The organism is Nitrosomonas limosa, from assembly GCF_054188085.1.
The window spans coordinates 2,815,079-2,837,592 of record NZ_CM135180.1 but is presented as its reverse complement, the minus strand read 5'-3'; the positions used below and the strand labels follow the sequence as shown (position 1 = coordinate 2,837,592).

Annotated in this window: 26 protein-coding genes; 3 read left to right on the top strand and 23 right to left on the bottom strand. The window is 48.2% G+C overall.

Annotated features, from left to right (window positions below; genetic code table 11):
* Nucleotides 1-37: 37 nt before the first annotated feature.
* From ACV7NC_RS13235 to ACV7NC_RS13210, 6 genes are read right to left on the bottom strand one after another with little or no spacing between them, the layout of a single operon-like run.
* Nucleotides 38-2,425, bottom strand: a complete 2,388-nt coding sequence (locus ACV7NC_RS13235) for an ATPase, T2SS/T4P/T4SS family (protein WP_458153054.1) — start codon at nt 2,423-2,425, stop codon at nt 38-40.
* A gap of 11 nt (nt 2,426-2,436) precedes the next feature.
* Complete coding sequence (locus ACV7NC_RS13230; protein ID WP_458153053.1) at nt 2,437-3,201, bottom strand: 3',5'-cyclic-nucleotide phosphodiesterase; 765 nt, start codon at nt 3,199-3,201, stop codon at nt 2,437-2,439.
* 21 nt (nt 3,202-3,222) lie between these two features.
* A complete protein-coding gene (locus ACV7NC_RS13225; RefSeq protein ID WP_458153052.1) occupies nt 3,223-3,648 on the bottom strand; it encodes a universal stress protein in 426 nt (141 codons plus the stop codon).
* A 27-nt stretch (nt 3,649-3,675) separates the two neighbouring features.
* Entirely contained in the window at nt 3,676-4,398 is a 723-nt protein-coding gene (locus ACV7NC_RS13220; RefSeq protein WP_458153051.1) for a TerC family protein, read from the bottom strand.
* Between the two features lie 35 nt (nt 4,399-4,433).
* Complete coding sequence (locus tag ACV7NC_RS13215; RefSeq protein ID WP_458153050.1) at nt 4,434-5,621, bottom strand: patatin-like phospholipase family protein; 1,188 nt, start codon at nt 5,619-5,621, stop codon at nt 4,434-4,436.
* Nucleotides 5,614-5,871: a hypothetical protein gene (locus ACV7NC_RS13210; protein ID WP_458153049.1), complete on the bottom strand. Its 258-nt coding sequence runs from the start codon at nt 5,869-5,871 to the stop codon at nt 5,614-5,616. Before ACV7NC_RS13210 ends, ACV7NC_RS13215 begins: the two co-directional genes overlap by 8 nt.
* Before the next feature lie 148 nt (nt 5,872-6,019).
* Here ACV7NC_RS13210 and pip point away from each other — a divergent pair, with 148 nt between their 5' ends.
* The gene (pip, locus tag ACV7NC_RS13205) at nt 6,020-6,976 is read left to right on the top strand and encodes a prolyl aminopeptidase (RefSeq protein WP_458153047.1); all 957 of its coding nucleotides are present in this window, start codon (nt 6,020-6,022) and stop codon (nt 6,974-6,976) included.
* 61 nt (nt 6,977-7,037) lie between these two features.
* Here the strand turns inward: pip and ACV7NC_RS13200 are convergent, their stop codons facing one another.
* Complete coding sequence (locus ACV7NC_RS13200; RefSeq protein ID WP_458151853.1) at nt 7,038-8,075, bottom strand: IS630 family transposase; 1,038 nt, start codon at nt 8,073-8,075, stop codon at nt 7,038-7,040.
* Between the two features lie 231 nt (nt 8,076-8,306).
* Between ACV7NC_RS13200 and ACV7NC_RS13195 the strand changes: the two genes are divergently transcribed.
* Entirely contained in the window at nt 8,307-9,545 is a 1,239-nt protein-coding gene (locus ACV7NC_RS13195; RefSeq protein WP_458153046.1) for an EAL and HDOD domain-containing protein, read from the top strand.
* 31 nt (nt 9,546-9,576) lie between these two features.
* On the opposite strand, the gene ACV7NC_RS13190 is transcribed toward ACV7NC_RS13195, so the two are convergent.
* Nucleotides 9,577-10,026, bottom strand: a complete 450-nt coding sequence (locus ACV7NC_RS13190; RefSeq protein ID WP_458153045.1) for a DUF6174 domain-containing protein — start codon at nt 10,024-10,026, stop codon at nt 9,577-9,579.
* Nucleotides 10,023-10,943 carry a CPBP family intramembrane glutamic endopeptidase gene (locus ACV7NC_RS13185; RefSeq protein ID WP_458153044.1) on the bottom strand — a complete coding sequence of 307 codons (921 nt, stop codon included), beginning with the start codon at nt 10,941-10,943 and terminating at the stop codon, nt 10,023-10,025. Before ACV7NC_RS13185 ends, ACV7NC_RS13190 begins: the two co-directional genes overlap by 4 nt.
* 192 nt (nt 10,944-11,135) lie before the next feature.
* On the opposite strand from ACV7NC_RS13185, the gene ACV7NC_RS13180 reads away from it, so the two are divergent.
* A complete protein-coding gene (locus ACV7NC_RS13180; RefSeq protein WP_458153043.1) occupies nt 11,136-12,098 on the top strand; it encodes a chemotaxis protein in 963 nt (320 codons plus the stop codon).
* Between the two features lie 140 nt (nt 12,099-12,238).
* Here ACV7NC_RS13180 and ACV7NC_RS13175 read toward each other — a convergent pair whose 3' ends face one another.
* From ACV7NC_RS13175 to bioB, 14 genes are all read right to left on the bottom strand, one after another.
* The gene (locus ACV7NC_RS13175) at nt 12,239-12,841 is read right to left on the bottom strand and encodes an FxDxF family PEP-CTERM protein (RefSeq protein ID WP_458153042.1); all 603 of its coding nucleotides are present in this window, start codon (nt 12,839-12,841) and stop codon (nt 12,239-12,241) included.
* Between the two features lie 173 nt (nt 12,842-13,014).
* The gene (locus tag ACV7NC_RS13170) at nt 13,015-13,419 is read right to left on the bottom strand and encodes a TM2 domain-containing protein (protein WP_458153041.1); all 405 of its coding nucleotides are present in this window, start codon (nt 13,417-13,419) and stop codon (nt 13,015-13,017) included.
* A 20-nt stretch (nt 13,420-13,439) separates the two neighbouring features.
* On the bottom strand, nt 13,440-13,652 hold the full coding sequence (locus ACV7NC_RS13165; protein ID WP_307932161.1) for a DUF4177 domain-containing protein: 213 nt from the start codon (nt 13,650-13,652) through the stop codon (nt 13,440-13,442).
* A gap of 138 nt (nt 13,653-13,790) precedes the next feature.
* Entirely contained in the window at nt 13,791-14,372 is a 582-nt protein-coding gene (locus ACV7NC_RS13160; protein ID WP_458153040.1) for a hypothetical protein, read from the bottom strand.
* 191 nt (nt 14,373-14,563) lie between these two features.
* On the bottom strand, nt 14,564-15,049 hold the full coding sequence (locus ACV7NC_RS13155) for a hypothetical protein (RefSeq protein ID WP_458153039.1): 486 nt from the start codon (nt 15,047-15,049) through the stop codon (nt 14,564-14,566).
* Nucleotides 15,050-15,326: 277 nt separating this feature from the next.
* Entirely contained in the window at nt 15,327-16,031 is a 705-nt protein-coding gene (locus ACV7NC_RS13150; protein ID WP_458153038.1) for a PEP-CTERM sorting domain-containing protein, read from the bottom strand.
* A 196-nt stretch (nt 16,032-16,227) separates the two neighbouring features.
* Entirely contained in the window at nt 16,228-16,866 is a 639-nt protein-coding gene (locus ACV7NC_RS13145) for a hypothetical protein (protein WP_458153037.1), read from the bottom strand.
* 98 nt (nt 16,867-16,964) lie between these two features.
* Nucleotides 16,965-17,243 carry a DUF3175 domain-containing protein gene (locus ACV7NC_RS13140; protein ID WP_458153036.1) on the bottom strand — a complete coding sequence of 93 codons (279 nt, stop codon included), beginning with the start codon at nt 17,241-17,243 and terminating at the stop codon, nt 16,965-16,967.
* 38 nt (nt 17,244-17,281) lie between these two features.
* A complete protein-coding gene (locus ACV7NC_RS13135; protein ID WP_458153035.1) occupies nt 17,282-17,992 on the bottom strand; it encodes a hypothetical protein in 711 nt (236 codons plus the stop codon).
* Entirely contained in the window at nt 17,979-18,668 is a 690-nt protein-coding gene (bioD, locus tag ACV7NC_RS13130; protein ID WP_458153034.1) for a dethiobiotin synthase, read from the bottom strand. The genes ACV7NC_RS13135 and bioD overlap by 14 nt, the downstream gene beginning before the upstream one ends.
* A gap of 1 nt (nt 18,669) precedes the next feature.
* Nucleotides 18,670-19,551, bottom strand: a complete 882-nt coding sequence (gene bioC, locus ACV7NC_RS13125) for a malonyl-ACP O-methyltransferase BioC (RefSeq protein ID WP_458153033.1) — start codon at nt 19,549-19,551, stop codon at nt 18,670-18,672.
* On the bottom strand, nt 19,529-20,299 hold the full coding sequence (gene bioH / locus ACV7NC_RS13120) for a pimeloyl-ACP methyl ester esterase BioH (protein ID WP_458153032.1): 771 nt from the start codon (nt 20,297-20,299) through the stop codon (nt 19,529-19,531). Before bioH ends, bioC begins: the two co-directional genes overlap by 23 nt.
* Nucleotides 20,296-21,459: an 8-amino-7-oxononanoate synthase gene (gene bioF / locus ACV7NC_RS13115; protein ID WP_458153031.1), complete on the bottom strand. Its 1,164-nt coding sequence runs from the start codon at nt 21,457-21,459 to the stop codon at nt 20,296-20,298. The genes bioH and bioF overlap by 4 nt, the downstream gene beginning before the upstream one ends.
* On the bottom strand, nt 21,460-22,395 hold the full coding sequence (gene bioB / locus ACV7NC_RS13110; protein WP_458154945.1) for a biotin synthase BioB: 936 nt from the start codon (nt 22,393-22,395) through the stop codon (nt 21,460-21,462). It lies immediately after the preceding gene.
* Nucleotides 22,396-22,514 lie beyond the last annotated feature (119 nt).

Below are 22,514 nucleotides of genomic sequence, written 5' to 3'. Positions count from 1 at the left end.
GTTCTAAATAAAAAACCGCCTATTGTGGGCGGTTTTTTTATTTGATACAAACCACTCGCACTTGATGCATATCAGTAATACCCTGCAGAACCTTTTCAATGCCGTCTTGCTTGAGCGTACGCATGCCGTCTCCCAATGCGGTCACCAGCATCTCCGCCACGCGCGCTCGTTCCTGAATATTCTTCTTGAGTGCATCGGTCGCAGTCATCAGCTCGTGCAATCCGACCCGTCCGGCATAACCGGTACCGACACACTCATCACAACCGACGGCCTTGTAGAGCGAAATCCGGCCCTGATCGTCACCATATTGTTGGATCCACTGCTCGCGAATTTCACGAAGTGCGGTCTCGGGATCTGATTTAAACCGATCGATATTTTTGAGTTCCGCACTATATTCTTCTAACAAAGTATCGATTTCCTGTTCGCTGGCGACATAGGCTTCCTTGCAATGTTTACATAACCGTTTCGCCAGTCGTTGCGCTAATACACCCAGCAAGGCATCGGCGAAATTAAACGGATCCATCCCCATATCCAACAAACGAATTACCGATTCCGGCGCGCTGTTGGTATGCAAGGTCGCCAGCACCAAATGACCGGTCAACGATGCTTCGATGCCAATACTGGTGGTTTCCTTGTCACGCATCTCGCCGACCATGATGATATCCGGATCTGCGCGCAAGAAGGAACGCATGATAACCGGGAAAGTAAGTCCTGCCTTGACGTTGATCTGCACTTGCCGCAAACCCTTCTGGGTGATCTCAACCGGATCTTCCGCTGTCCAGATTTTGGTATCGTTCTGATTCAGATATTTCAACACGGAATGCAGCGTGGTCGTTTTACCGGAACCGGTCGGCCCGCATACAAAAAATAAGCCATAAGGCTTACTGATGATATCTTTTAATTCTTTCAGATTGTGTTGCGTAAAACCCATGTTCTCCAGCGGGATCGGTTCACCGGCGGCAAGAATCCGCATGACCACATCTTCCATGCCGCCTGCCGATGGAATCGTCGCCACCCGCAACTCAATATCCAGTGGCGCAAACTTCTTAAATTTAATTTTGCCGTCTTGCGGTTTGCGCTTCTCAGAAATATCCAGGTCACACATAATCTTGATCCGTGTCACCAGCGGATTCCTATAGCCGGCTGGAATCTCGATATACGGCATCAGCGAACCGTCTTTGCGGAAACGGATCTTCGTTTTTTCCTTGCCGGGAAAAGGCTCGATATGAATATCCGAGACTCCCATCTTATAGGCATCGATGATGATTTTATTGACAAGCTTAACCAATTCGTTATCGGAGGCCGCGGAAGATTCCTCTTTCTCATCAGAAGCTTCTTCGATATCACTCGATTCCCATTGAAGACTCACGAGCATCTCATTGATATCGCCGGAGCCGATTCCATCACCAGTATCACCATAAAACTGTTCAACGGTCTGTTCAAACTCCCGTTTGGTGGTAACAGCGTAAATAATCTTATTTTTCGGGAAAATAGTATTGGCGATGCGTTGGGTTTTAACCCGTTCGGGATCCAGCGTTAAAACCACCAAACCGTCTTTGGTGTCGTCTATCGGTAATATTGCGTTACTTTCAACGTAGTCTCTTTTTAAGTTTTTAAGTAAATCTGCAGGCTTGATACGATCAGCCTTAAATGGCTCGTACTTCACCTCGAAAAACGAAGCAAGTGCTTTGCCGATAACCGCCGATCCGATCTGGAACTCATCGCGCAAGACATCTTCCAGATCACATCCTTTTTTGCGCGCCGAGCGTGCGGCGAGTTCCAGTTCCGCAGCCGAAATAACCGATTCGAGAACCAGGTAATCGTATTTTGATTTCAATAATTGATTTGGTTTCTGCGGATGCTTGAACGCGCCTGCAACCGCACGGCAAATTTCAGCAATGCCTTGCACAACTTCTGCCGGAAACGTTTGATTGCTTTTATGATTGATTGCTTGAACAATGCCTAGCAACCCTTGGTTATCCTGGCTTACAATCGGCGCAACCAGCATTTGCTTGGTTCGATAACCGGTGCGTTTATCAACTTCGTTGGAAAAAACCAATTGCGCATCCAGCGCCTTCAATTCACTTTTATTGTAAACATCCTCAATATTGACAGTTTTCTTTTGCAGTCCGGCATAGCCGATAATACTGTTCTCTGTTACCGGAATTCTTAGATCTTGAAATGAATTAATTCCGGTTTTAACCCGCGTCATTAAAAAAGACTTATCGTCACTCAATGCATAAATTGTTAATCGATCCGCATTACATAACGCACAGATTTCTTTACTTACCTCCACCATAATTTCATCAACATTGTTCGCGGCCTGAATCCTGGCGATTACAGTTTGCAGGCTCTTGGAGAAATCCTGCACATTACCGTTGGGTGTGTTTTTTTGTTTAAGCAGCGTTGGCGCAAATGTATTCATAATGTCGCTTCCTAAAATTCAAATAATTGGTTGTTCTCCAATCGTTTCGGACTGAATCGCGCGAGGCATTGCCGGATCTCATTCATGGTAATATCGGCTTCTCCGGGCTTTAAATGTGAAATTAAAATTTCCGCTTCACACTCCAGCTTCTCCAATTCTTCCATCAGCAAACTGGGGCAAAGATGTTTGGATCGAATGGCGATCGCTCTTTTTTTATTACAAAAAGCGGACTCAATGATCAAATACTTTAAATTCGGGATCCTATTCACGATCGGCCAGAATGCGGCATGCGTGGTGGTATCACCGGTAAAAACAAGACTGGCATGACCAGAGTCCAACTGATAACCTACTGCCGGAACCGTATGATTCGCCGGAAGCGGTATGATTTTCCGGCCATTTAGAATAATTGCCTGTTCCGGCGATAGCGTTTCATAGCGCATATAGGGAAGATCCGCATCCGGGATTTTTGTAAAATCTGGCCACAAATGCCAATTAAACAGATGCTTCTGTAAAACAATGAGCGTCGCCTCAATTGCATGAACGATCAGCGGTTTAGTGCGTAACGAACCGACCGTATCCACCAGAAAAGGAATAAAAGCGACATGATCCAAATGTGCGTGCGTCACAAAAACGTGATCAATCTTGATCATTTCCTCGATACTCAGATTCCCGACCCCGGTTCCGGCGTCAATCAAGATATCGTCATCCAGCAGCATCGCCGTGGTCTGCGCCCCACTGCCAACACCGCCGCTGCATCCCAAGATCCTCAGTTTCAATGAACCAATCCAAAGAAGGAATTATTTAACCAGTAAGACAGGTATTTGCGACAGCTGCATCACTTTGCTGGTCACGGATCCCAGCAGCAATCCTTTTATCCCGCCTCTGCCGCGCGGTCCCATCACGATCAGATCGTATTGTTTTTCGGTTGCAAACCGCACGATCATTTCAGCTGGATCACCCACCGTAATATGAAACTGATAAGCGATTCCCCCTTGATCCAATATATCGCGAGCTTCATGCAAATTCTTCAGACCCTCCTCTTGATGATATTGCTTGATATCAGCTTGATTGATAAATAATGACACATTCCCATCGAGTGGATATTGGACATTAAGCAGATGAAATTCCGGTATTTCCTTGTACCAATCGAGCAATTGAATAAAATCAGCCACAGCTTTTTTCGAGCATTCAGAGCCATCAACAGGCAACAATATTTTTAGCATGATTAATCCTTTATTTATCGATCCAGATTACTTTCTGGGATTATTTTCATCGGCCAGATCGATGATCGGTTTCGTTTCGATCAATTTACGAGCGGCCAGCATTTTGCCGCTGGCAATTACTACGATTGCCATGACAGCGGGAGCGATCCAGTGCAAAAACTTCGCATTTGCATTGACCCAATCTTTGGTAACTACGTCAGTAACCGCCATATCGCCAGCAATCCACCCCAACAATCCCGCGCCTATCGCGATAGTGACCGGAAATCGATCCATGATCTTCATTACAAACTGACTACCCCAAACAATGATCGGTACACTGATCACCAGCCCAAAAATCACCAAGCTGATTTCGTCCTTCGCTGCTCCTGCAATTGCAATTACATTATCGAGACTCATTACCGCATCCGCCACGATGATGGTTTTGATAGCGCCAAGCAGCGTGGTACTGGCGTCGACTTCGTGTTCTCCTTCCGATTCAGGCTGTAACAATTTAATACCGATCCAAACCAGCAATGCCGCACCTGCAACCTTCAAATAAGGAATGGTCAACAGATTCAATGCAAAAAAAATCAGAATAACACGAAGCGCAATTGCACCTGCAACGCCCCAGAAAATCCCGAGCTTGCGCTGTTGTTCAGGCAAACGCCTACAAGCCAGAGCGATTACAACTGCATTGTCGCCACCTAAAACAATATCAATCGCAATAATTTGCAATACAGCAAACCAAAACTGCGGACTATCAAATGCCATCAACTTTCCTACGAAATATAAATGAAAAAAAACTGCTAAGAACGCTCGTGCGGGTTTTGTTTATTCTGAACCCCGATAAATTGCAACAATTCCGTTTTCTGCTGAAGGGTATCGTTATAACCCAATTCGATTAAATCACGGCAGAAAGCCATTTCAAACAGCACGTAACTCAGTAAGGTCGACCCGTTAGGTCCCATCGCACCGATCGCACGATATAAGTAACGCATGATCCAAGGTAAAGTACTCGCATATTTTTGCGCGATCTCATTGATACCTTCGCTAGGCGCGATCATCATTGCTTCGACGGGCCGCAATGAAATATTTTTTTCTTTGAATGCTGCCGGAGGAATCAGTTTTAAAGTTTCGTTAATACGCAGCAAGCGTTCCAAATCCACGTCCAAACTATCGACAAAGATACTGTTCAGCGCATGCCCGGCGATCTGCGCAAATGGTGGATAACCCGATACGCTGACACGCTTCGGTTCATCGGTTACGGGCTTGCGCACACCGATTATCAATACTTTATCCGCTCCCAAATGCAACGCCGGGCTGATCGGCGCCAGCTGACGCATGGAACCATCGCCAAAAAATTCCCGATTCAATTTTACCGCTGGAAAAATAAAAGGTATCGCCGAAGAAGCCATCAGGTGTCCAACCCCAATTTCGGCCGGGATCCCCAATCTCTGGGCTCTCTTCCAGGGAGTCACTTCTTTAGCCGCCTGATAAAAAGTGACGGATTGGCCGGAGGTATAGCCCCATGCGGTAAGACCCAAAGCATATAAAGAACCGGAACGTATGGAATGCTGAATCGTGCGGAAAGAGAATCGGTTTCTTAATAAGGCTTCTAGCGGGGAGTTATCCAAAAGGGAAATCGGATGATGTTGGCCATACTCAGTCGAAACCAAAGAAAGCAAGCATCGCAAGGTATTATGCAACACCCCAAGGAAGTCTGATCGATAAATTTGGTCAACGTGAAAATTTGACCAGACGGCTTCGAGCCTCTCAACACCTTCACCAAAATTGCTTGCCGAAACTGCAATACTGGCTGCATTAATCGCACCAGCCGAAGTACCGCAAATGATGGGAAACGGATTACGGCTTTTATCGGGTAAAAGTTCCGCAATCGCTCGTAATACCCCTACCTGATAAGCTGCACGAGCACCACCTCCGGTTAATACCAAACCGACTTTAGGTGTACTCGAATCTTTTTGTTGTTCATGCACGAACTGCAAATTCTGATTTCACCCTCTCCAGCGCATCCCGTAAGGTTTCTTCTGGTAAATTATTTAACGAACTGGATAAGATTTTCGCCGCTTGGCATGCCGAATCCGGCAATTTCGAACTATCCAGTTTAGCCACAAAAACAGCCGCTGCTCCAGTTGCATTCAGGAGGCTTTGACGTTCACTCATCAAAATTTCCATTTCTTCACGCAGCATGGAAACTTCTTGTTCTCTCAGGATTGTATTAGGCATATGATATTCCTTATAACATAAATACAGTAGTTCGCCTGTCGAGCAATATAACAGAACTATAATTCATTTATATTTTGAACTCTGTGCTGTTTATCACTCTTTTTCAGTTTTTTTAACCAAATTATTTAACGGCATTTGTACTCATATCATGAACCATCAAACCACGCTCTATCCCGAAATTCAACCCTATCAGCAAGGGATGCTCCCTTTGGATAACATCCATACCATGTATTGGGAAGTATCCGGCAATCCTGACGGCATCCCTGTCGTATTTCTTCACGGCGGACCAGGGGCCGGGTCAGCTCCAGCTCACCGTCGCTTTTTCGATCCGGCATCTTATCGTATTGTCGTATATGATCAAAGAGGTGCGGGACGTTCAATTCCACTTGGCGAAATTCAAGATAACACAACGCCTCATTTGATCAATGACTTGGAGTTACTTCGTCAACACTTAGGAATTGAACAGTGGCTTGTATTTGGCGGTTCGTGGGGCAGCACATTAGCGTTGGCGTATGGGGAAGCGCATCCGCAACGCTGTCTCGGTTTTATACTGCGTGGAATTTTCTTGTGCCGCCAGCAGGAAATTGACTGGTTTTTGTATGGATTACGCAATTTCTTCCCGGAAGCCTGGCGAGAATTTGTAGCACCACTCTCCGCGCCAGAACGTAGCGATATCCTTTCCGCTTATCATCAGCGCTTAATGAATCCGGATCCCGTCATCCATATGCCGGCGGCACGAATTTGGAGCACCTATGAAGGATCCTGCTCGACACTGCTACCCAATCCTGCCACCGTCAGCTATTTCGCGAGCGACACCGTAGCGCTCGGGCTGGCGCGCATGGAGGCGCACTACTTCAGGCACAACATCTTCTTACCGGAAAATTCATTGTTGGATAACGTGCATAAGCTGCACAACATTCCCGCCACCATCGTGCAAGGACGCTACGACGCGGTTTGCCCGATCGTCAGCGCCGATGATTTACATCATGCCTGGCCACAAGCCGAATACCTCATCATTGACGATGCCGGCCACTCAGTATGGGAACCAGGCATACAAGCAGCCTTAATCCGCGCTACGGATCAATTCAGATCACGGAACTTCTGAGTACCTGACAGAAGATTTTATAAATCAACACTATTGATCCGGTCAGATTAAGTTTGAAGTTTCAAGCGGCATATTTGACCCTCGGATCTTGAAAGAAGCTTTTGACCCGTTCGGGTGATTGTTCAAGTTTAACCATGTGTTCGGTGGCAGCGAGTTTGAGTTTGGCCTTGGTGCGCACCGGCACTTTCGTCCCGATGGCATGCTTGAGGTCGGCATTGAGGCGTTCCTCCGGATTCAGTTCCGGGCTATAGCTGGGCAGGTAGAACAGCTCGATTTTGTCTTGTCGTTCAGCGACCCATGCCTTGACCTGTTTGCTGTGATGAACCCGCAGATTGTCGAGAATCAAGAATACCTTCTTCCCGGCATCCTTGATCAGCGCTTCGAGGAATTCGATCAGCCTGTCGGCGTTGAAGGCCTCGTCGATGATCATCCAGCGTGTTTTGCCCTGATTCGTCACTGCGGCAATCATCGATAGCTTCTGTCGCGCACCACCAGTCGCGTAGGTGACTGGCGTCTTGCCTGCCGGAGCATAGCAACGACCGCGCACATCGGTATTGACCAAGGCAGTTTCATCGCCCCAGTGAATCTCGCCGCCTTCCGCCTTGGCGCGCTTCTCAATTTCCGGGTATTGCTCGTTGAGCCAGGCTTGTACGGCTTCAGGCCGCTGCTCATAGGCCTTCTTGATCGGCTTCTGGGGAGTGAAACCCCAACGTGACAGATAGTTGCCTACGCCGCGCACCGACAGCTTGATGCTGTACTCCCGCTCTATCAGTTGCATGACCGCCGCCCGATTCCACAGCGCAAATTCCATCTTCAGTTGCTCCGGGCGCTTGTCACAAATGATCTTGCGGATGGCTTGTTCCTGTTCCTCTGTCAGTGCCCGCCCTTGACCAGCACGCTTGCCTCGCATCCCTGGCTTCAGGGCGGAAAATCCGCCTTCTTCATACCGATCTATCGCAAACCGAACTGTCGGATACGAAAGCCCACTGAGCTCAACAATTTGCATCACGCCGTAGCCCTTGCGATGCAACCGCACCACTTGCTTGCGCCGTTCATGCAGTTGCTCCAGCGTCGAATATCTTGCGTCGTCTTTTTCCATTTCAACAAGATGGGGGGCGATTCATAAATTTCAAGTATTATTGTGCCGAGTCAATAAGGATTGCTAACTAGCAAGCAAATACTCTGGAACCAAACTTGCCATTGATCCAGAAAAGCCCTTTTATTCCCGCTTTAGGCTTTCACGCTCCGTACCGTATACTTCCCAGCCTTGGCAATATGTACTTGATTTAATTTAAATCACTAAGATACGAATGAATGCGGAGAGATTGCAATGGACAATTATTTTCTCGGGCGGCAACCGATTCTTGACCGCAATCAAAACCTGGTCGCGTATGAGCTGCTGTTCCGTCAAGAGCAAACGCAGGAGACAGCAGCCATTACCGACGATTTATCGGCATCAGCCAATGTCATTGTGAACGCCTACGGCCGCTTTGGCATCCAGAATGTATTGGGGCAGCAGCGAGGATTCATCAACGCGGATCCCGGTTTGATCATGAGCGATATCATCAGTTTGCTGCCATGCAAGCATGTAGTTCTGGAAGTCAGAGTACCCGATCTCATTACCGGCGATTTTTTGCAGCACTGCCAAGAATTAAAGCAAAAAGGCTATCAATTCGCATTGGATAATATTGTTGCGATTGATAGCCGGATTGAACAGCTATTGCCAATTGTCAGCATCGTCAAAGTCGATGTGCTAGCACTTGAAATCGATGCGCTGGAAAAATTGGTTAACGATCTGAAACGCTGGCCTGTCCTGCTGTTAGCATTAAAAGTCGAAAGCCGCGAACAGGAAATGCGCTGCAAGCAACTGGGATTTCAAATGTTTCAGGGGTACTATTTCGCCAAGCCGGAGGTGATGTCGGTTAAGCGCGCAGACCCTGGAAAATTATCGCTGATGAAGTTGCTGACACTGGTTACGGATAATCGCGATCACGATGAGATTGAGAAAGAATTCAAACGCCAGCCCGGTTTAAGTTATCACCTTATGCGCATGGTTAATTCCGTAGCCGGAGATCTGCCGCGAAAAATCAATTCGATTAAACACGCCATTACGCTGATGGGGCGTGAGCAATTATTAAAATGGATTCAATTGCTGCTCTATACCTCGACTCAAACTGAAGACGGACTGCCTGACAGACGCATGCAAACCGCAGTTGAACGCGGCAAGTTAATGGAATTGATCGCTGCTGCCGAACGCCCGCACGATAAAAATCACCAGGAACGCGCCTTTATCGTCGGTATTTTATCGTTACTGGACGAGTTGCTAGGCATCGAAATGCACCAGATAGTCAACAAATTGGGTATTTCGGACGACATGCATCAAGCATTGATAACGCGGGAAGGCCGTCTGGGCCAAGCACTCCAATTAATCGAAAGTGACGAAAATGGCGATAATGCCGCCGTTGAAGCGGCGCTGACCGAATTGGGATTCTTAAGCTTGCACGAATTTAACGGCATCAAATTACATGCCTCCGATTGGACCAGCCAAACCGGACCAGTTGCCAATTAACCGTAAACTGCAAATCGATCAGCGAAACCGCTTAAGGCAATTGTTCGAACTTAGAAACCACGAATCCGATTTCATCATCCGCAGCGCCTTTAATGCGATCGACCGTAATCCGCTCCGGGAAACCATGCACCGGATGGAATTTGACTATAACCCGATCAGATTTCCCGCTTTGGTAGGTTTGCAATAGAGAGAATAAGCGGTCAATGGTTGCATGACGCTCAAAGTACTCAAAATGAATATCCGACTGTGTAATAACGCTGCCACGGACATCTTGCATCGATACAATCTGTCCATCCAGAACTTCAACGTGCAACGGCATGCGCCCTCTAAATGGACAGTAACAAACAATCCGCAAATCAAACCGGTAATGAGGAATTTTCGCTTCCTGCCATTTGCGTTGCTGATGATCGAAATTACTTTGCCCTGGCGTAGCGCAAGCCACAATGGTAAAAGTCAATATTAACCAAACTATTTTTTTCATTTCAGCGCAAGATTCCCAAAATAACCGCCGATTTCCATCATCCAGGCAACGCCTAAATGCACGGCAAGACCGCCGGCGATCGAATGTGTCCGGTAAGCGATAACACCCAATATCAATCCGCCGAAGTAGGAAGAAATACATTCAAACAGTGGCTTACCGAAATGAATACTACAATAAAAAGTCGCCATCGGCAAAATCGCAGCTGCTCCAACATAGCGGACAAAAGCAAAAATCAGAAACCCGCGAAAAAAAAGCTCAATCGTTACAAAATCCAAACCATAACTGATTTCATACAATAACTGAAAAATGATGGGATGATCCGTATGCGGCAAAATGAAATCAATTTGCTTCAAACGAGGATAAGCGCTTAGAAAATCCGGTTGCGTGCTGGCAAAAACAATCAATGGCAGCATGAATCCCATCATCAGCAGATAAGGCCGCCATTGCACATCCCTCCATGCCATGCCCCAGAACCCTTGCTTCCGCAGTAAGAGCCTGGCTAGAACCCACAACGGAATCAACACCACCAGTAACTTAAACGGCAGTGTCGTCACCGCCGTCAAATAATCGCCCCAAATCCCCACGATAAAATTTTCAAGCGGATTGGCAATACTGACTTTAAGCGCAAATAGCAGCGGTGCAAGCATCAGCAAACAACAGAATACAGGCGTTAAACTATTTCGATATTTTCTCCGTGAGATCACAAATCCATAAGGAATCACAAAAGCACAAGCATACAGCCCTGCCAATGCTGCAAATTGATAATAACGCGTACCCAAACTTGCAATTATTTCGCGTTCAATACCCAGCTGATAGTTCACTGTAACCAGAATTCCGATCCAAATGCTACATATCAGCAATAACCATTTATCAACCGCTAGAACATAATCCCGCAAATAATGGAGAAGGACGGTCATGGGTAGCAACAAATCGAATAGAACATGGCATCAGCTGGACAATTTGTTCGTAATAATCAAAAGAAACAATGTAGTAATACTTTATTGAAGAGTGAAATGACCAGCTTTTTTCTCGTTTTTCAAGCTTTTCCAGCAACAGCCGTAAGATACACTTCACATTCTAACCTACTCAACGATTGCGGAGAACTTGCCATGAGCACAGCTTTACACGAAATTGACGAACGCACGAACCTGACAGCGCACAATAAATTCGAATTACTGCTGTTTAGATTAGGAGAAGCCCCGGGTACCGATCACCGCGAATTATTTGGCATTAATGTCTTCAAAATTCGGGAAATCCTGGTTATGCCGACCATCACGGCAGTTGCCAATTCTCCAGAACACGTAATGGGCGTTGCCAACATTCGTGGTCAGATCATTACCGTCATTGACTTACCTAAAGTGGTCGGTTGCACACCCAAAAAAGGAACCTCAATTCTGCTGGTAACCGAGTATGCCCGCTCGACGCAAGCCTTTGCCGTTGAGGAAGTCAACGAGATAGCCCGCCTGGATTGGAATCAAGTCATCGCTGCGGATGGAAAGGGCGGCAATCTAATCACCAGCATCGCCCGGCTCGACGGCGACCGGGAAGATTCCCGTTTGGCGCAAGTGCTCGATGTTGAACAAATTTTGCGTGATGTATTGCCAGATTCTTCCGGAAAAATGGAAATGGAAAGTACCGAGGTCCAATTGACGATTCCACCAGGGAAAGTGATACTGGCAGCCGATGATTCACCGCTCGCCCGCAGCATGATTGAGAACGGCCTCAAAGCAATGAATGCGCCTTTTGTAATGACCAAAACCGGGCAAGAAGCTTGGACCAAGATTCAATCAATGGCTGATGCGGCGGAAGCCGAGGGTAAAACTATTCAAGACAAAGTTGCTATGGTGTTGACGGATCTGGAAATGCCTGAAATGGACGGATTTACACTGACTCGCAATATCAAAAATGATCAGCGGTTCAAATCGATTCCAGTAGTCATCCATTCGTCTCTCACTGGTGAAGCCAATGAGAACCATGTTAAATCCGTCGGCGCGGATGCGTACGTCGCCAAGTTTGCCGCGGACGAAATGGCTTCGGCAATCCGGAATGTTTTAACTAAAACGCACGCCTGAGACCCAGTAAAATTTTGTTCTCAGAAATAGTTGAGTTTAAGAAAACAAACCCCGTCTACGAGACGGGGTTTGTTTTTTCTGGAGAAAATTTTAAAGCCTCGGATTCATGGAGATAATCCATCAATCCAAAAACTTTCCGGTTACGAAACTTGTCTTCTGCGGCGAACTGCAAACCCTAGAATTCCAAGACCCGCCAATAACATGGCATAGGTTTCCGGTTCTGGCACCGCAGACACTGTCAGATCATGCATAATCAAATACGATCCGGAAATCTGCAAGTAAGCAATATCTCCTTCGCTGCGAAAAATGCCGCGGAATTCACCGGCGTTTAATCCACCCGGTGTCACAATCGGCGCCACAGCCGCTAAATCATACGATTCCAAAATGGTCACGCCATCCGCCGCGAGCGCGCTGATCATTGGTGTTCCGCCACTACCCGGCGCATAATTCATAAAACCGCCCACCGCCGAGGCTAAGCCACCCAAATCAAATGTCGCGGTGCAAGAACCCGAAAAGCAGTAACCGCCTACCCATGCAAAATCATCCCAGTTTCCGTTACCGAATAAACTATATCTGCTATCACCGTACCAAACTTCTTCTCCCGGCGGCGCGAATACGTTATACCCACCGGCCACCACCGATGGCGCCGAAGCCCAAGTTCCGGAAACGGTGCTCAGCACGGTTGTCGTGCCACCCGGTGCAATGGTCAACAACGACGCTTGCGCAACAACGGGAGCTGCCAACAAACATAAACCTATTGTTTTTAAAATGCTTTTCGTTTTCATCATTTTTCCTTTTTTCAGAGTTAATCAATCCTTCAATCAAGCGGCAACCTATCAACCTCCAAAGTACATGATCTAACGATTCTTTTCAGCCGGGAATAGAACATGAATCCTTTATTTCCAGGACAAATGTACTAGCTCCCCGGCAATGCTTCCTTTCGCGCGGTAGTTTCCCGATAAATACGCTCCATCACGCCATTGTTGTAATCCTGAACCACGGTTTGCGACTGAAACAGCGCTTTCAGTTCGATCACCGTAACAGCAATTAGCAGCAATAAACCCAATCCGAAAAGCGATGTAAACAACATCACGGCACCAGCCAGAAAAACCCCAAGATTGATAAATCCGTGCACCCATCTTCCCAAATAAAAATGGTGCAAACCGGCGATAAAAAGAAAGTTCAGCGTTGCATAAGTATCAGGATCTTTCAGCCGTTTCTCCGCCTCCCGGAAGAACCATAACCGTTTGTCATCCGGCAGTTCACGCACCATTTTGCGAATGCGTTCTTCATCTTGTTCGATGGCTTGTTTGTTTTTCATCCGTATAGTACTTGAGATTGTCAACGTGCCAGCGTGATAATGACGGCTTCCCGCTTCCAGAACAATAAGAACCGTTTCTGTTCGACAAACTGAAACACCAGCGTCCAGCCCTCGGCTGCTTCCTTGTTGAGCGTCGCTTCCAGCCGCTTGATCGGTATACCCGATGCTCCCAGAAAAAGCGTTCCCAGCCCGCCTTCCGTCACGTATAACACTTTGTATTCTTTATACGCCATTGCACATCTCCTTACTCATCTTATTTATTCGAGAAAAGTTTACCTTTAACAACCAACTGATATGAACAATGGTAGCAGCGAATCTGCTGTATAGCACAACAGCCGTGAAAGCCCTTCGAGCAATCACGGCCTGTCGGATTAAATCAATAGTACCCGCCTGCGGTATGCAATCATCGCCATCATCAACACACAGAGTATCAGCATGACTGCAGGAAATATCAATGTCGTTAATGTCAGATTCTCCAATGCCAACATGACCAATGCATTCCGCAGCGTAAACAATGCAAAAAACAACAACGATTCCGAATAAGGGAATTGGTAGGCTTTTCTAGCTGTTGGTCCGAACCCGGCGACATCAATAGCTGTCAGCAAAATTACCGCCCACAACGGATCGGATGTCCAATACCACAACGGCAACGACAGCAGCGCCGCGATAAAAAACAACCAATCGGCGCGTGTAATAGTGACATCCGCACGTTTAAGATACGCCAGATAAGCGATAAAGATTGTAATACTCGCCGAAACCCCGATCGGCCACGTACCCGCTCCACCGTTATCCTCGAGTTGTGCAAGGAAGATCAGCAATGTCGTCACACCCCAGATTACCCAGGAGAAAATATGCGGTCTGATCGTACCCCGGAAGATTTCCCGGATGTAAGGGATGAACGCAGCCAAGGTAATCACGATTGCGATGAGGCTGAAAGTTTCTTTGTAGAACATGTTTTTCTGACGTACTGAAATTATTGAAAGCGGTGTATGAGTGCGTTGCTTCCAATTGGTTCAGTTTAAAAAATAGGCTTCGAAGATAATGAAAGGAAAAACTGCACTGAGATGTTCAGCGAGTAGGTTTTTGTTGCTGCGATGGCTCCAGCTTTTGCCGTCTAATTTCTATCTTATCCGAACTCAGGTGGTCATTTTTGTGCGACACGTTCTTTTTCCTCTTTTGATTCAAGCTTGTGCATCTTAGCGAGAGACCATCCCAAGTTCTGTTTCTTCGCATTCTTGATGAAGAAATAAAATTGAACCAAAGTAACGGATGCATCGACAACAAATTCGGTATGCACCGCATCGGATTCCCCCGGTTCAATCTCAAATTCACCGGAATCCCAACGCCATTGCCGGGCTGCAATCAATGGCCATTCAACCTGAGTCTGATCCTGCAATAGCAGATCATAATTCCGGGAAATCCGTTCATTTACTTCGATCGGCAGTGGCAATACCTGACGCAAGCGGATTTCCGCAAACTGCGAGTACAACATCACTTTACCGGTATTTTTTAGCGTGACGGTGGTGTGGATCAGCTTTTTGCCATGATCCAACGCATATTGATCGCAGGCGATTTTCAGCTCTATTTGCGGATAATTGAGCCGGTTCTTAATGAATAAAAAAAAGTCCAAATGCCGCCGACAACAATGGCACCCGTCGTCGCAATCGACTGCACCAAATCAACAAAATTTTTTAATTCGCCAATATCCACAATGATCGCATCGCCTTTCAACCACTCGTAATCAGGAAATTGTCAGAAATAGATTGGGATTGGTGTCATACAGCACAGCATCCACTTGAGATCATGCTGCTTTCTGGGCGATTAATCAATTATTCCGATGAGAAACAACGTGATGAGTGAAACATAGAAAATGCCACCGGAGAAATCCGGCGGCATTCGTTTGACAATTAAACCGCTTGATTTCTACGGCGAACCATGAAACCCAACATGCCCAGCCCCGCTAACAACATGCCATAAGTAGCAGGTTCAGGTACCGGACTGATCGTGCCGCCGATAAAGAAAGTGTCCGAGCCGCCATTAATTGCAGAAACGGCCGCCGCATTCAATGCAATCGATACGATAGTGCCGTTGCTGGATGAATCGACTACAAACGAACCGTAAGAAACACCGGATGCCAGATCACCGAAAATTCCAAGACCGGAATCGGTCAATGGGTTACCGGACACATCGAACAGCGTATACAACAACGAAGACGATTGACTCAAGAAACCTCCATCCGCTCCGCCATTTTCGCCGACAGCTGGTTGATACAAATTCAACACCGCGCTGGTAATGCCTGAAATACCATCAATATCGAATGCAAAGTAGTTATTTGTGTACCTATCGTTTCCAAAGCACGAATCGGATGAGCCGCAAGTACCGACAAGATAATTTCCTGTTGCGCCGCCGAAATTGTTAGTACCCACATCGTCAACCCAGCCGCGATTGGTTGCCGTCATCGCCGTGCTACCATTCAGCACCAATTGCACGCTGCCGATATTATGCGTCCAGGCAAAACTATGATCACTGAGTCCCGCGCTTGCAGACGAAGACACAACGGAAAGCCCTAAAATACATGCGGCTACACTTGCCAATTTGATTTCTTTATTCATTAGATTCCCCTAAATAATAATATAATTATGTAATTGATTAATCAGTAAAACTTTTCTGCATTCGAATAATACTTTGAAGGATATTTTGGAACCATAGGAGAAGGATCCTCCTTTTATAGGAGGTTTGTCCTACTTTTAGAGACATCACGATCCACAGATGGTCGTTGCAAACGAACATCCATGGTTCGATCTGATGCTATTCCCAAATTACCATCTTGAAGCGCTCTTTGACAATGCCGAAGTAATTGCACTTCCAGTCGCTCTGCGCAAAAAAATCCAGGTGATGCCATTGGTCTTTTTGTTTCAGAATGCTGGCAGCGGCATCGTCCCAGTCGATGGCGGCGAATCGCGGTTCCAGTTCCTGTTTGCGTGATTCGACTTCGGCATAATTGAAACCGTCGTATTCCCAGTGCAGCACTTCGAATACGTTACCGTCGCGGTCGGCGTAATCGATACTGAAATCGAGTCCCCATTTTGGACGGATACGGATAATCTTAAAAATCAGCGGATTGATCTTGGCCCAGCGCTCCAGTTGCTGCAAGGCTTCCCCGGCGTAACCTTTGCGTTCGAACAGCAAACTGTGATTCAGCACCGCGCCTTCGACCCGGTCCGGTTGCGTGAACCACGGCGCTTTCAATGCGTGCCGGTGCTCCCGGTGCGAATGGGCGTGCGTCCCATTGGCGACGGCAAACCGTTGTTCCAGATCGGTTAAGTCGTAGCCGTTCTGATCGAACAGCGCCAGATCGCGCGCCAACGGAATGCTTGAAGTTTCCAGCGGCTGATCCCAATGACTTTTGGGACTGAATTGGTAATCGGTTAATTCAAGGTAACCCATAAATACTAACAATCTATCAACAAACAAACTATCACATGAAATCTACTGGAAGGCTTACCGGCTGTCAAATAACGCTTAATACCGGATGAATCTATCGACTAACCGTCGTGGTGCGATTTTCCATAGAGTGTGCGCAATTCGTCCTTGGCTTTCTCTAAAATTTCCCGCTGCGCTGCGGGCAAATGTCTCCCCGCCCGGTTGATGTAAAAATTAAGCATCGACATCGCCGACGCAAACGGCTCCGCCTTGCGCCGCTCGCTGCTATCGGCGGATTGCTTCAACGACAACGCGATTTTGTGCGGCTCGTTCCAGGTAAAGACACCCGGTTCGAGATCGAGGGCATTGCTGGTTTCGGTGACGTGTTGGGACCACTGCATTGGTTTTTGCCGGCTTATCATTTTTCTAAGAAAAAACACTAACTAAACTTTAAATCTAAAACTTGTGAAGAACCTTCATAATTAATCACTATGATTCGTTCAAAGCATAACGGTTTAGTAATATTTTTAACAATGTCAACTCGATCTTCACTTTTCATAAAGCACATATGGTCAACTAGCAACAGCCACCAGTAATCATATTTGGAGAAATAAGGCTTTATTTTCAATTCTTTTTCTTTGATACAATGTTTAATGGCATCTGAACATTTCTCTATTACCCAGCCACCACGATCCAGATCGGATTCAATCCCAAGCTCGTACTTATGGTTTTTTTCAGATCCTCTTGCAATAAATTCTAGTAGTACGTTATCACCGATTTGATATTCGTAAGGAAGGATTTCTTTCCGTTTCTGAAATGCATCAATTGCTTTTTTAATCATTCTTTCAGAAATATCAAGCTCTCCGTTAACTCTTTTGTAACGTAAGCCTACCCAGAAACTAGCACCATCAGCTTCTACAACATAGCTCAATAGCACTTTTTCCACTCTGTCTCGAAAAGGTCTTGCTGTTTCACTCAAACCTCTTGCGTTACCATTCTGCGTGTAATATTGCTGATTCAATCTCCTTACTTCCACGCCAATGGAATTTTCTATCAAGAAATCAGGTGGAATATTACCGTCAGGTTCAAAAATCACATTATCATGATGTCTCTTCAGATATTCTTCGGCGACTTTCTCATCCTCGTTCATAGTTCTTCTCATATCCAATTAATTGGATATTTAAAATTTTAGATTCAGCTTCTTTATTTGTCTCAAAACCAGGCGGGATGATCCCCAGCAACGGACTCTCCAGCCGCTGTTTCAGCGCCGCAATATTTTCCCGCAGCACCTGCATCTGCGGATCGATGCCATTCGCGATCCATCCGGCGAACGGCAAGCCGCTCGCATGAATTGCTTGCGCGGTCAGCAAGGCATGATTTAAACAGCCAAGGCGCATGCCGACTACCAGGATTACCGGAAGGTTTAACGCGCGCGCCAAGTCCGCGCCGGTTTGCTGTGCATTGAGCGGCACCAGGAAACCGCCCGCGCCTTCGACGATGACGATGTCCGCTTGACTACTGAGCGCTTGATAAGCGCGTTCAATGACGGCGATATCGATGTCGATACCGGCTTGTTGCGCGGCGATGTGCGGTGAAATCGGAGGATGAAATGCGTAAGAGTTGACGTATTCGCGGTCAGTACGGATGTTGCTGGCGGCGATCAGTTGCTCGACATCGTGCCAGTGGCCATTTTCACTGCCGGCTACCACTGGTTTCATACCCACGGCTTTTTTGCCTTGCGCGGCAAAAGCCCGCAACAATGCACAACTGACGGTGGTTTTGCCAACACCGGTATCGGTGCCGGTAACAAAGTAGCCTCGCCCCATATTAAGGCGGTAAACCCAACTGCCGCCGCGTTTCCGGCGTCAGGATCGAGCGCGGGTCGAACGGCTTCCAGGCATGGCCGTATACCACTTCAAACGTGGCCGGCAGCTTGCCGTCGCGGCGCAGCGTTTCGTAGGCATCGAGCGCTTGCTGCCATTGGTTCTTGCCCATCAACCCTTGCCGCCGCCCCTGGATCACATTATGCGCGCCGATCGCCTTGAGGTCGCGCATCACGCTGATGACGTCATCGTACGTCAAGGTAATGTATTCCATATCCATCACCGGCGTGGAAAAGCGGTTATTCAGCAGCAAATCGCCGATATCGTGCATGTCGGCAAAGCGGTTGACGTGCTGGTAGCCGTCGATGTGTCCGAACGACTGGCGTAATTCTTTCAAGGTATCGGGACCGAAAGTGCTGAACATCAACAAGCCATCGGCACGCAGAATGCGGTGCATTTCGGCAAAAGTGTGTTGCAGATTATTGCACCATTGCAACGCCAGATTCGACCAGATCATTCCAACACTTTCGTTTTTGAACGGCAGTTGCTCGATATCACCGCAGACATAGTCGCTACGCTGTTGCTGCAACGGCAACAAACGTTGCCACCAGGCAGTATTCGGTCGCGCGTGCGACAGCATCGACCAGGCGATATCGAGTGCGATTAACCGACTTTGCGGATAGCGCTTGGCCAATTGCTGCATACCGTATCCAGTACCGCTACCGGCATCGAGAATCACATCCGGCCGGTACTTGATATATTCCAGCCTTGCCAACATGCGATGGCTGATTTCGCGTTGCAATACCGCTGCCTGGTCGTAACTACCGGCAGCGCGCTCAAACGATGCGCGCAACTGTTTCTTGTCAAGAATTTGCTCTGAAATCATTGAGATGTGTTACAAATTGTTCGGGGTACGATAAAAACGGCGCATGTCCGCAATGCTCAAATTTTACATACTGCGACTGCGGCAATTGCTGATGCATCCAGTCGGCTGCCGCCGGGTGCGTAATCACGTCATTGTCACCATGCATGATCAAAACCGGCTGCCGGATAGTACCGATACGGTCGCGCAAGTCGCTGTGCTGCAATATCTTCAATCCTTTCTCCAGCGCTGCCGGATCCGGTTCGGCGCGTTGAAAAAAACTTTTGCGCAATTGCGACAGAATCTTGCTGGCATCGCGATCGCCACTCATTTGCAATGTCAGGAAACGATTAATGGTAGTCGCATAATTCAATTTCAGGTTTTCCAAAAATAAGTGCAACAATTTACGGTCCATGCCGAATGGCCAATCGGATTGCCAAGCAAAACAAGGCGTGGTGGCAATCAGTGCCAATTTCTCGATTCGCTCCGGCTGTTGCAACGCTATTTGCATCGCGACTTGCCCACCCAGCGACCAGCCACCGAGCAAACAGCGTTCCGGCAGGATAGCCGCGACGATCTCGGTCAGATGATCGAGCGTTCCCGGTTCGCACGCCGGACTCAAGCCATGCCCAGGCAGATCGACCAAATGCACACGAAAATGTTGCGCCAACGAATCGCGCACGCTGCCCCAGATGCCGCTGTGCATCGCCCAGCCATGCAACAGTACCAGATCCGGTCCTTGTCCGAACGTTTCGATATGCAAAGCAGTCATGATTGAGCTGACAAGTCGTTTAAGACATCGACCAGACGCGCGACGTCCTGCGGCTGATGCGCAGCAGACAGCGATATCCGTAATCGCGCCGTTCCCTGCGGCACTGTCGGCGGCCGGATCGCCGGCGCCAGAATGCCACGCTCCCGCAATGCCTGGCTGATCCTCACCGCATCCATGTGATCGCCGATCAGCAGCGGTTGAATCGGTGTGTCGGACGGCAATAGTTTCCATGGCAATGCATGCAAGCCTTGCTTAAGTTGCGCAATATGTTGCGCCAATAAGTCGCGCCGCCATTCATCTTGTTCGATCAATTGCAAACTCGCCAACAACGCGTGTGACAACAACGGCGGTGTGGCAGTGGTATAAATATAACTGCGTGCGGACTGGATCAAGGTTTCGATCACTTCGGGATCAGCCGCGACGAATGCGCCGAACACACCGGCTGCTTTACCGAGCGTGGCCATATAGACCACCCGTGGTGAATGGGCAGGCACCGGTGGCAAATGCAGGCAGCCGCGCCCCTGGCGTCCGAGCACACCGAAACCGTGTGCATCGTCCAGCAACAGCATGGCATCGTAACGCTCGCACAAAGCAATCAACTGCGGAATCGGCGCAATATCACCGTCCATGCTGAACACTGCATCGGAAATAATCAGTTTACGCCGAGCCTGACTCGCTGCTAAGCGTTTCTCAAGCATCACCAGATTGAGGTGCGGATAACGGATAAATTTTGCTTTCGATAGCAATGCCGCATCGTTCAGCGATGCATGATTGAGTTTATCGGCAAACACAGCATCATCACGTCCAACCAGTGCATTGACAACACCCGCATTCGCCATGTAGCCGGTAGAAAATAGCAACGACTGCGAAAAGCCGGTAAACGCCGCTGCTGCTGCTTCAAATCGATGATGCGCGGACGAATGGCCATTGATTAAATGCGACGCACCGGCACCAACACCGTAGCGCTGTGCGCCTTCGCATACCGATTGAATCAGTTTCGGATGATTCGCCAGCCCGAGATAGTCGTTGCTGCAGAATGCCAGATAATCCCGCCCATCGATGGTGACATGGCTTGTCTGCGGTCCATCGATGATCTGTCTTACGCGGCGTAAGCCTCTCTGCTCGCAAATCCGCAGTTGCTCGGCCAGATCGGGAAACATTTACGACAGTGCGTGCAATCCCAGCTTATCCAACAGTGCCCGGTCGCGGTCGGTTTCCGGGTTCGATGTCGTCAGTAACTTATCGCCGTAGAAAATCGAATTGGCGCCCGCCAGAAAGCACAATGCCTGAACTGCATCAGACATTTCCTGGCGGCCCGCAGAAAGCCGCACCATTGCTTTCGGCATGGTAATCCGCGCGGCGGCTATCGTGCGCACGAACTCAAGCGGATCGAGCGCTTCGGTGCCATATAATGGTGTGCCCTTGACCTGCACCAGATGATTGATCGGCACCGATTCCGGATAGGGATTCAGATTTGCCAGTTGTGCAATCAATCCAGCACGCGATTCCCGCGTTTCACCCATGCCGACAATACCGCCGCAACACACATTGATTCCTGCGTCACGCACTTCTTGCAGAGTATCGAGTCGATCCTGATACTGCCGCGTGGTAATGATTTCTTCATAAAATTCCGGCGCGGTATCGAGATTGTGATTGTAGTAATCCAGCCCGGCCTCGCCAAGCTGCTGCGCCTGACCGGGTTTCAGCAAACCCAAGGTGGCGCAGGTTTCCATGCCGAGTGATTTGACGGCACGGATCATTTCGGTCATTTGTGCGATGTCGCGTTGTTTCGGGCCACGCCACGCGGCTCCCATGCAAAACCGCGATGCCCCTTTAGCTTTGGCAGCAGAAGCCGCCGTCATAACTTCATCAATCGACAACATTGCCTGATTCTCAACGCCGGTATGGTAACGCGCCGCTTGCGGGCAGTAACCGCAATCCTCCGGACACCCTCCGGTCTTGACCGAAATCAGCGTCGATAACTGCACACCATTGGGGTCGTGATGTTGCCGATGGACCGTTTGCGCCCGGTAAAGCAGATCGTTGAATGGCATATCGAGCAGCGCTATTATTTCCGCGACGTTCCAACGCAGCATACGCCCGGAATTGCCTGGCGCACCGCTTTGTTCAGTTTTCGTTTCGCAGTTTGACGATGTATTCAAATTCATATCCGTATACCTATTGAGCTGATTGAGTCCTGCAATATTCCCCACAT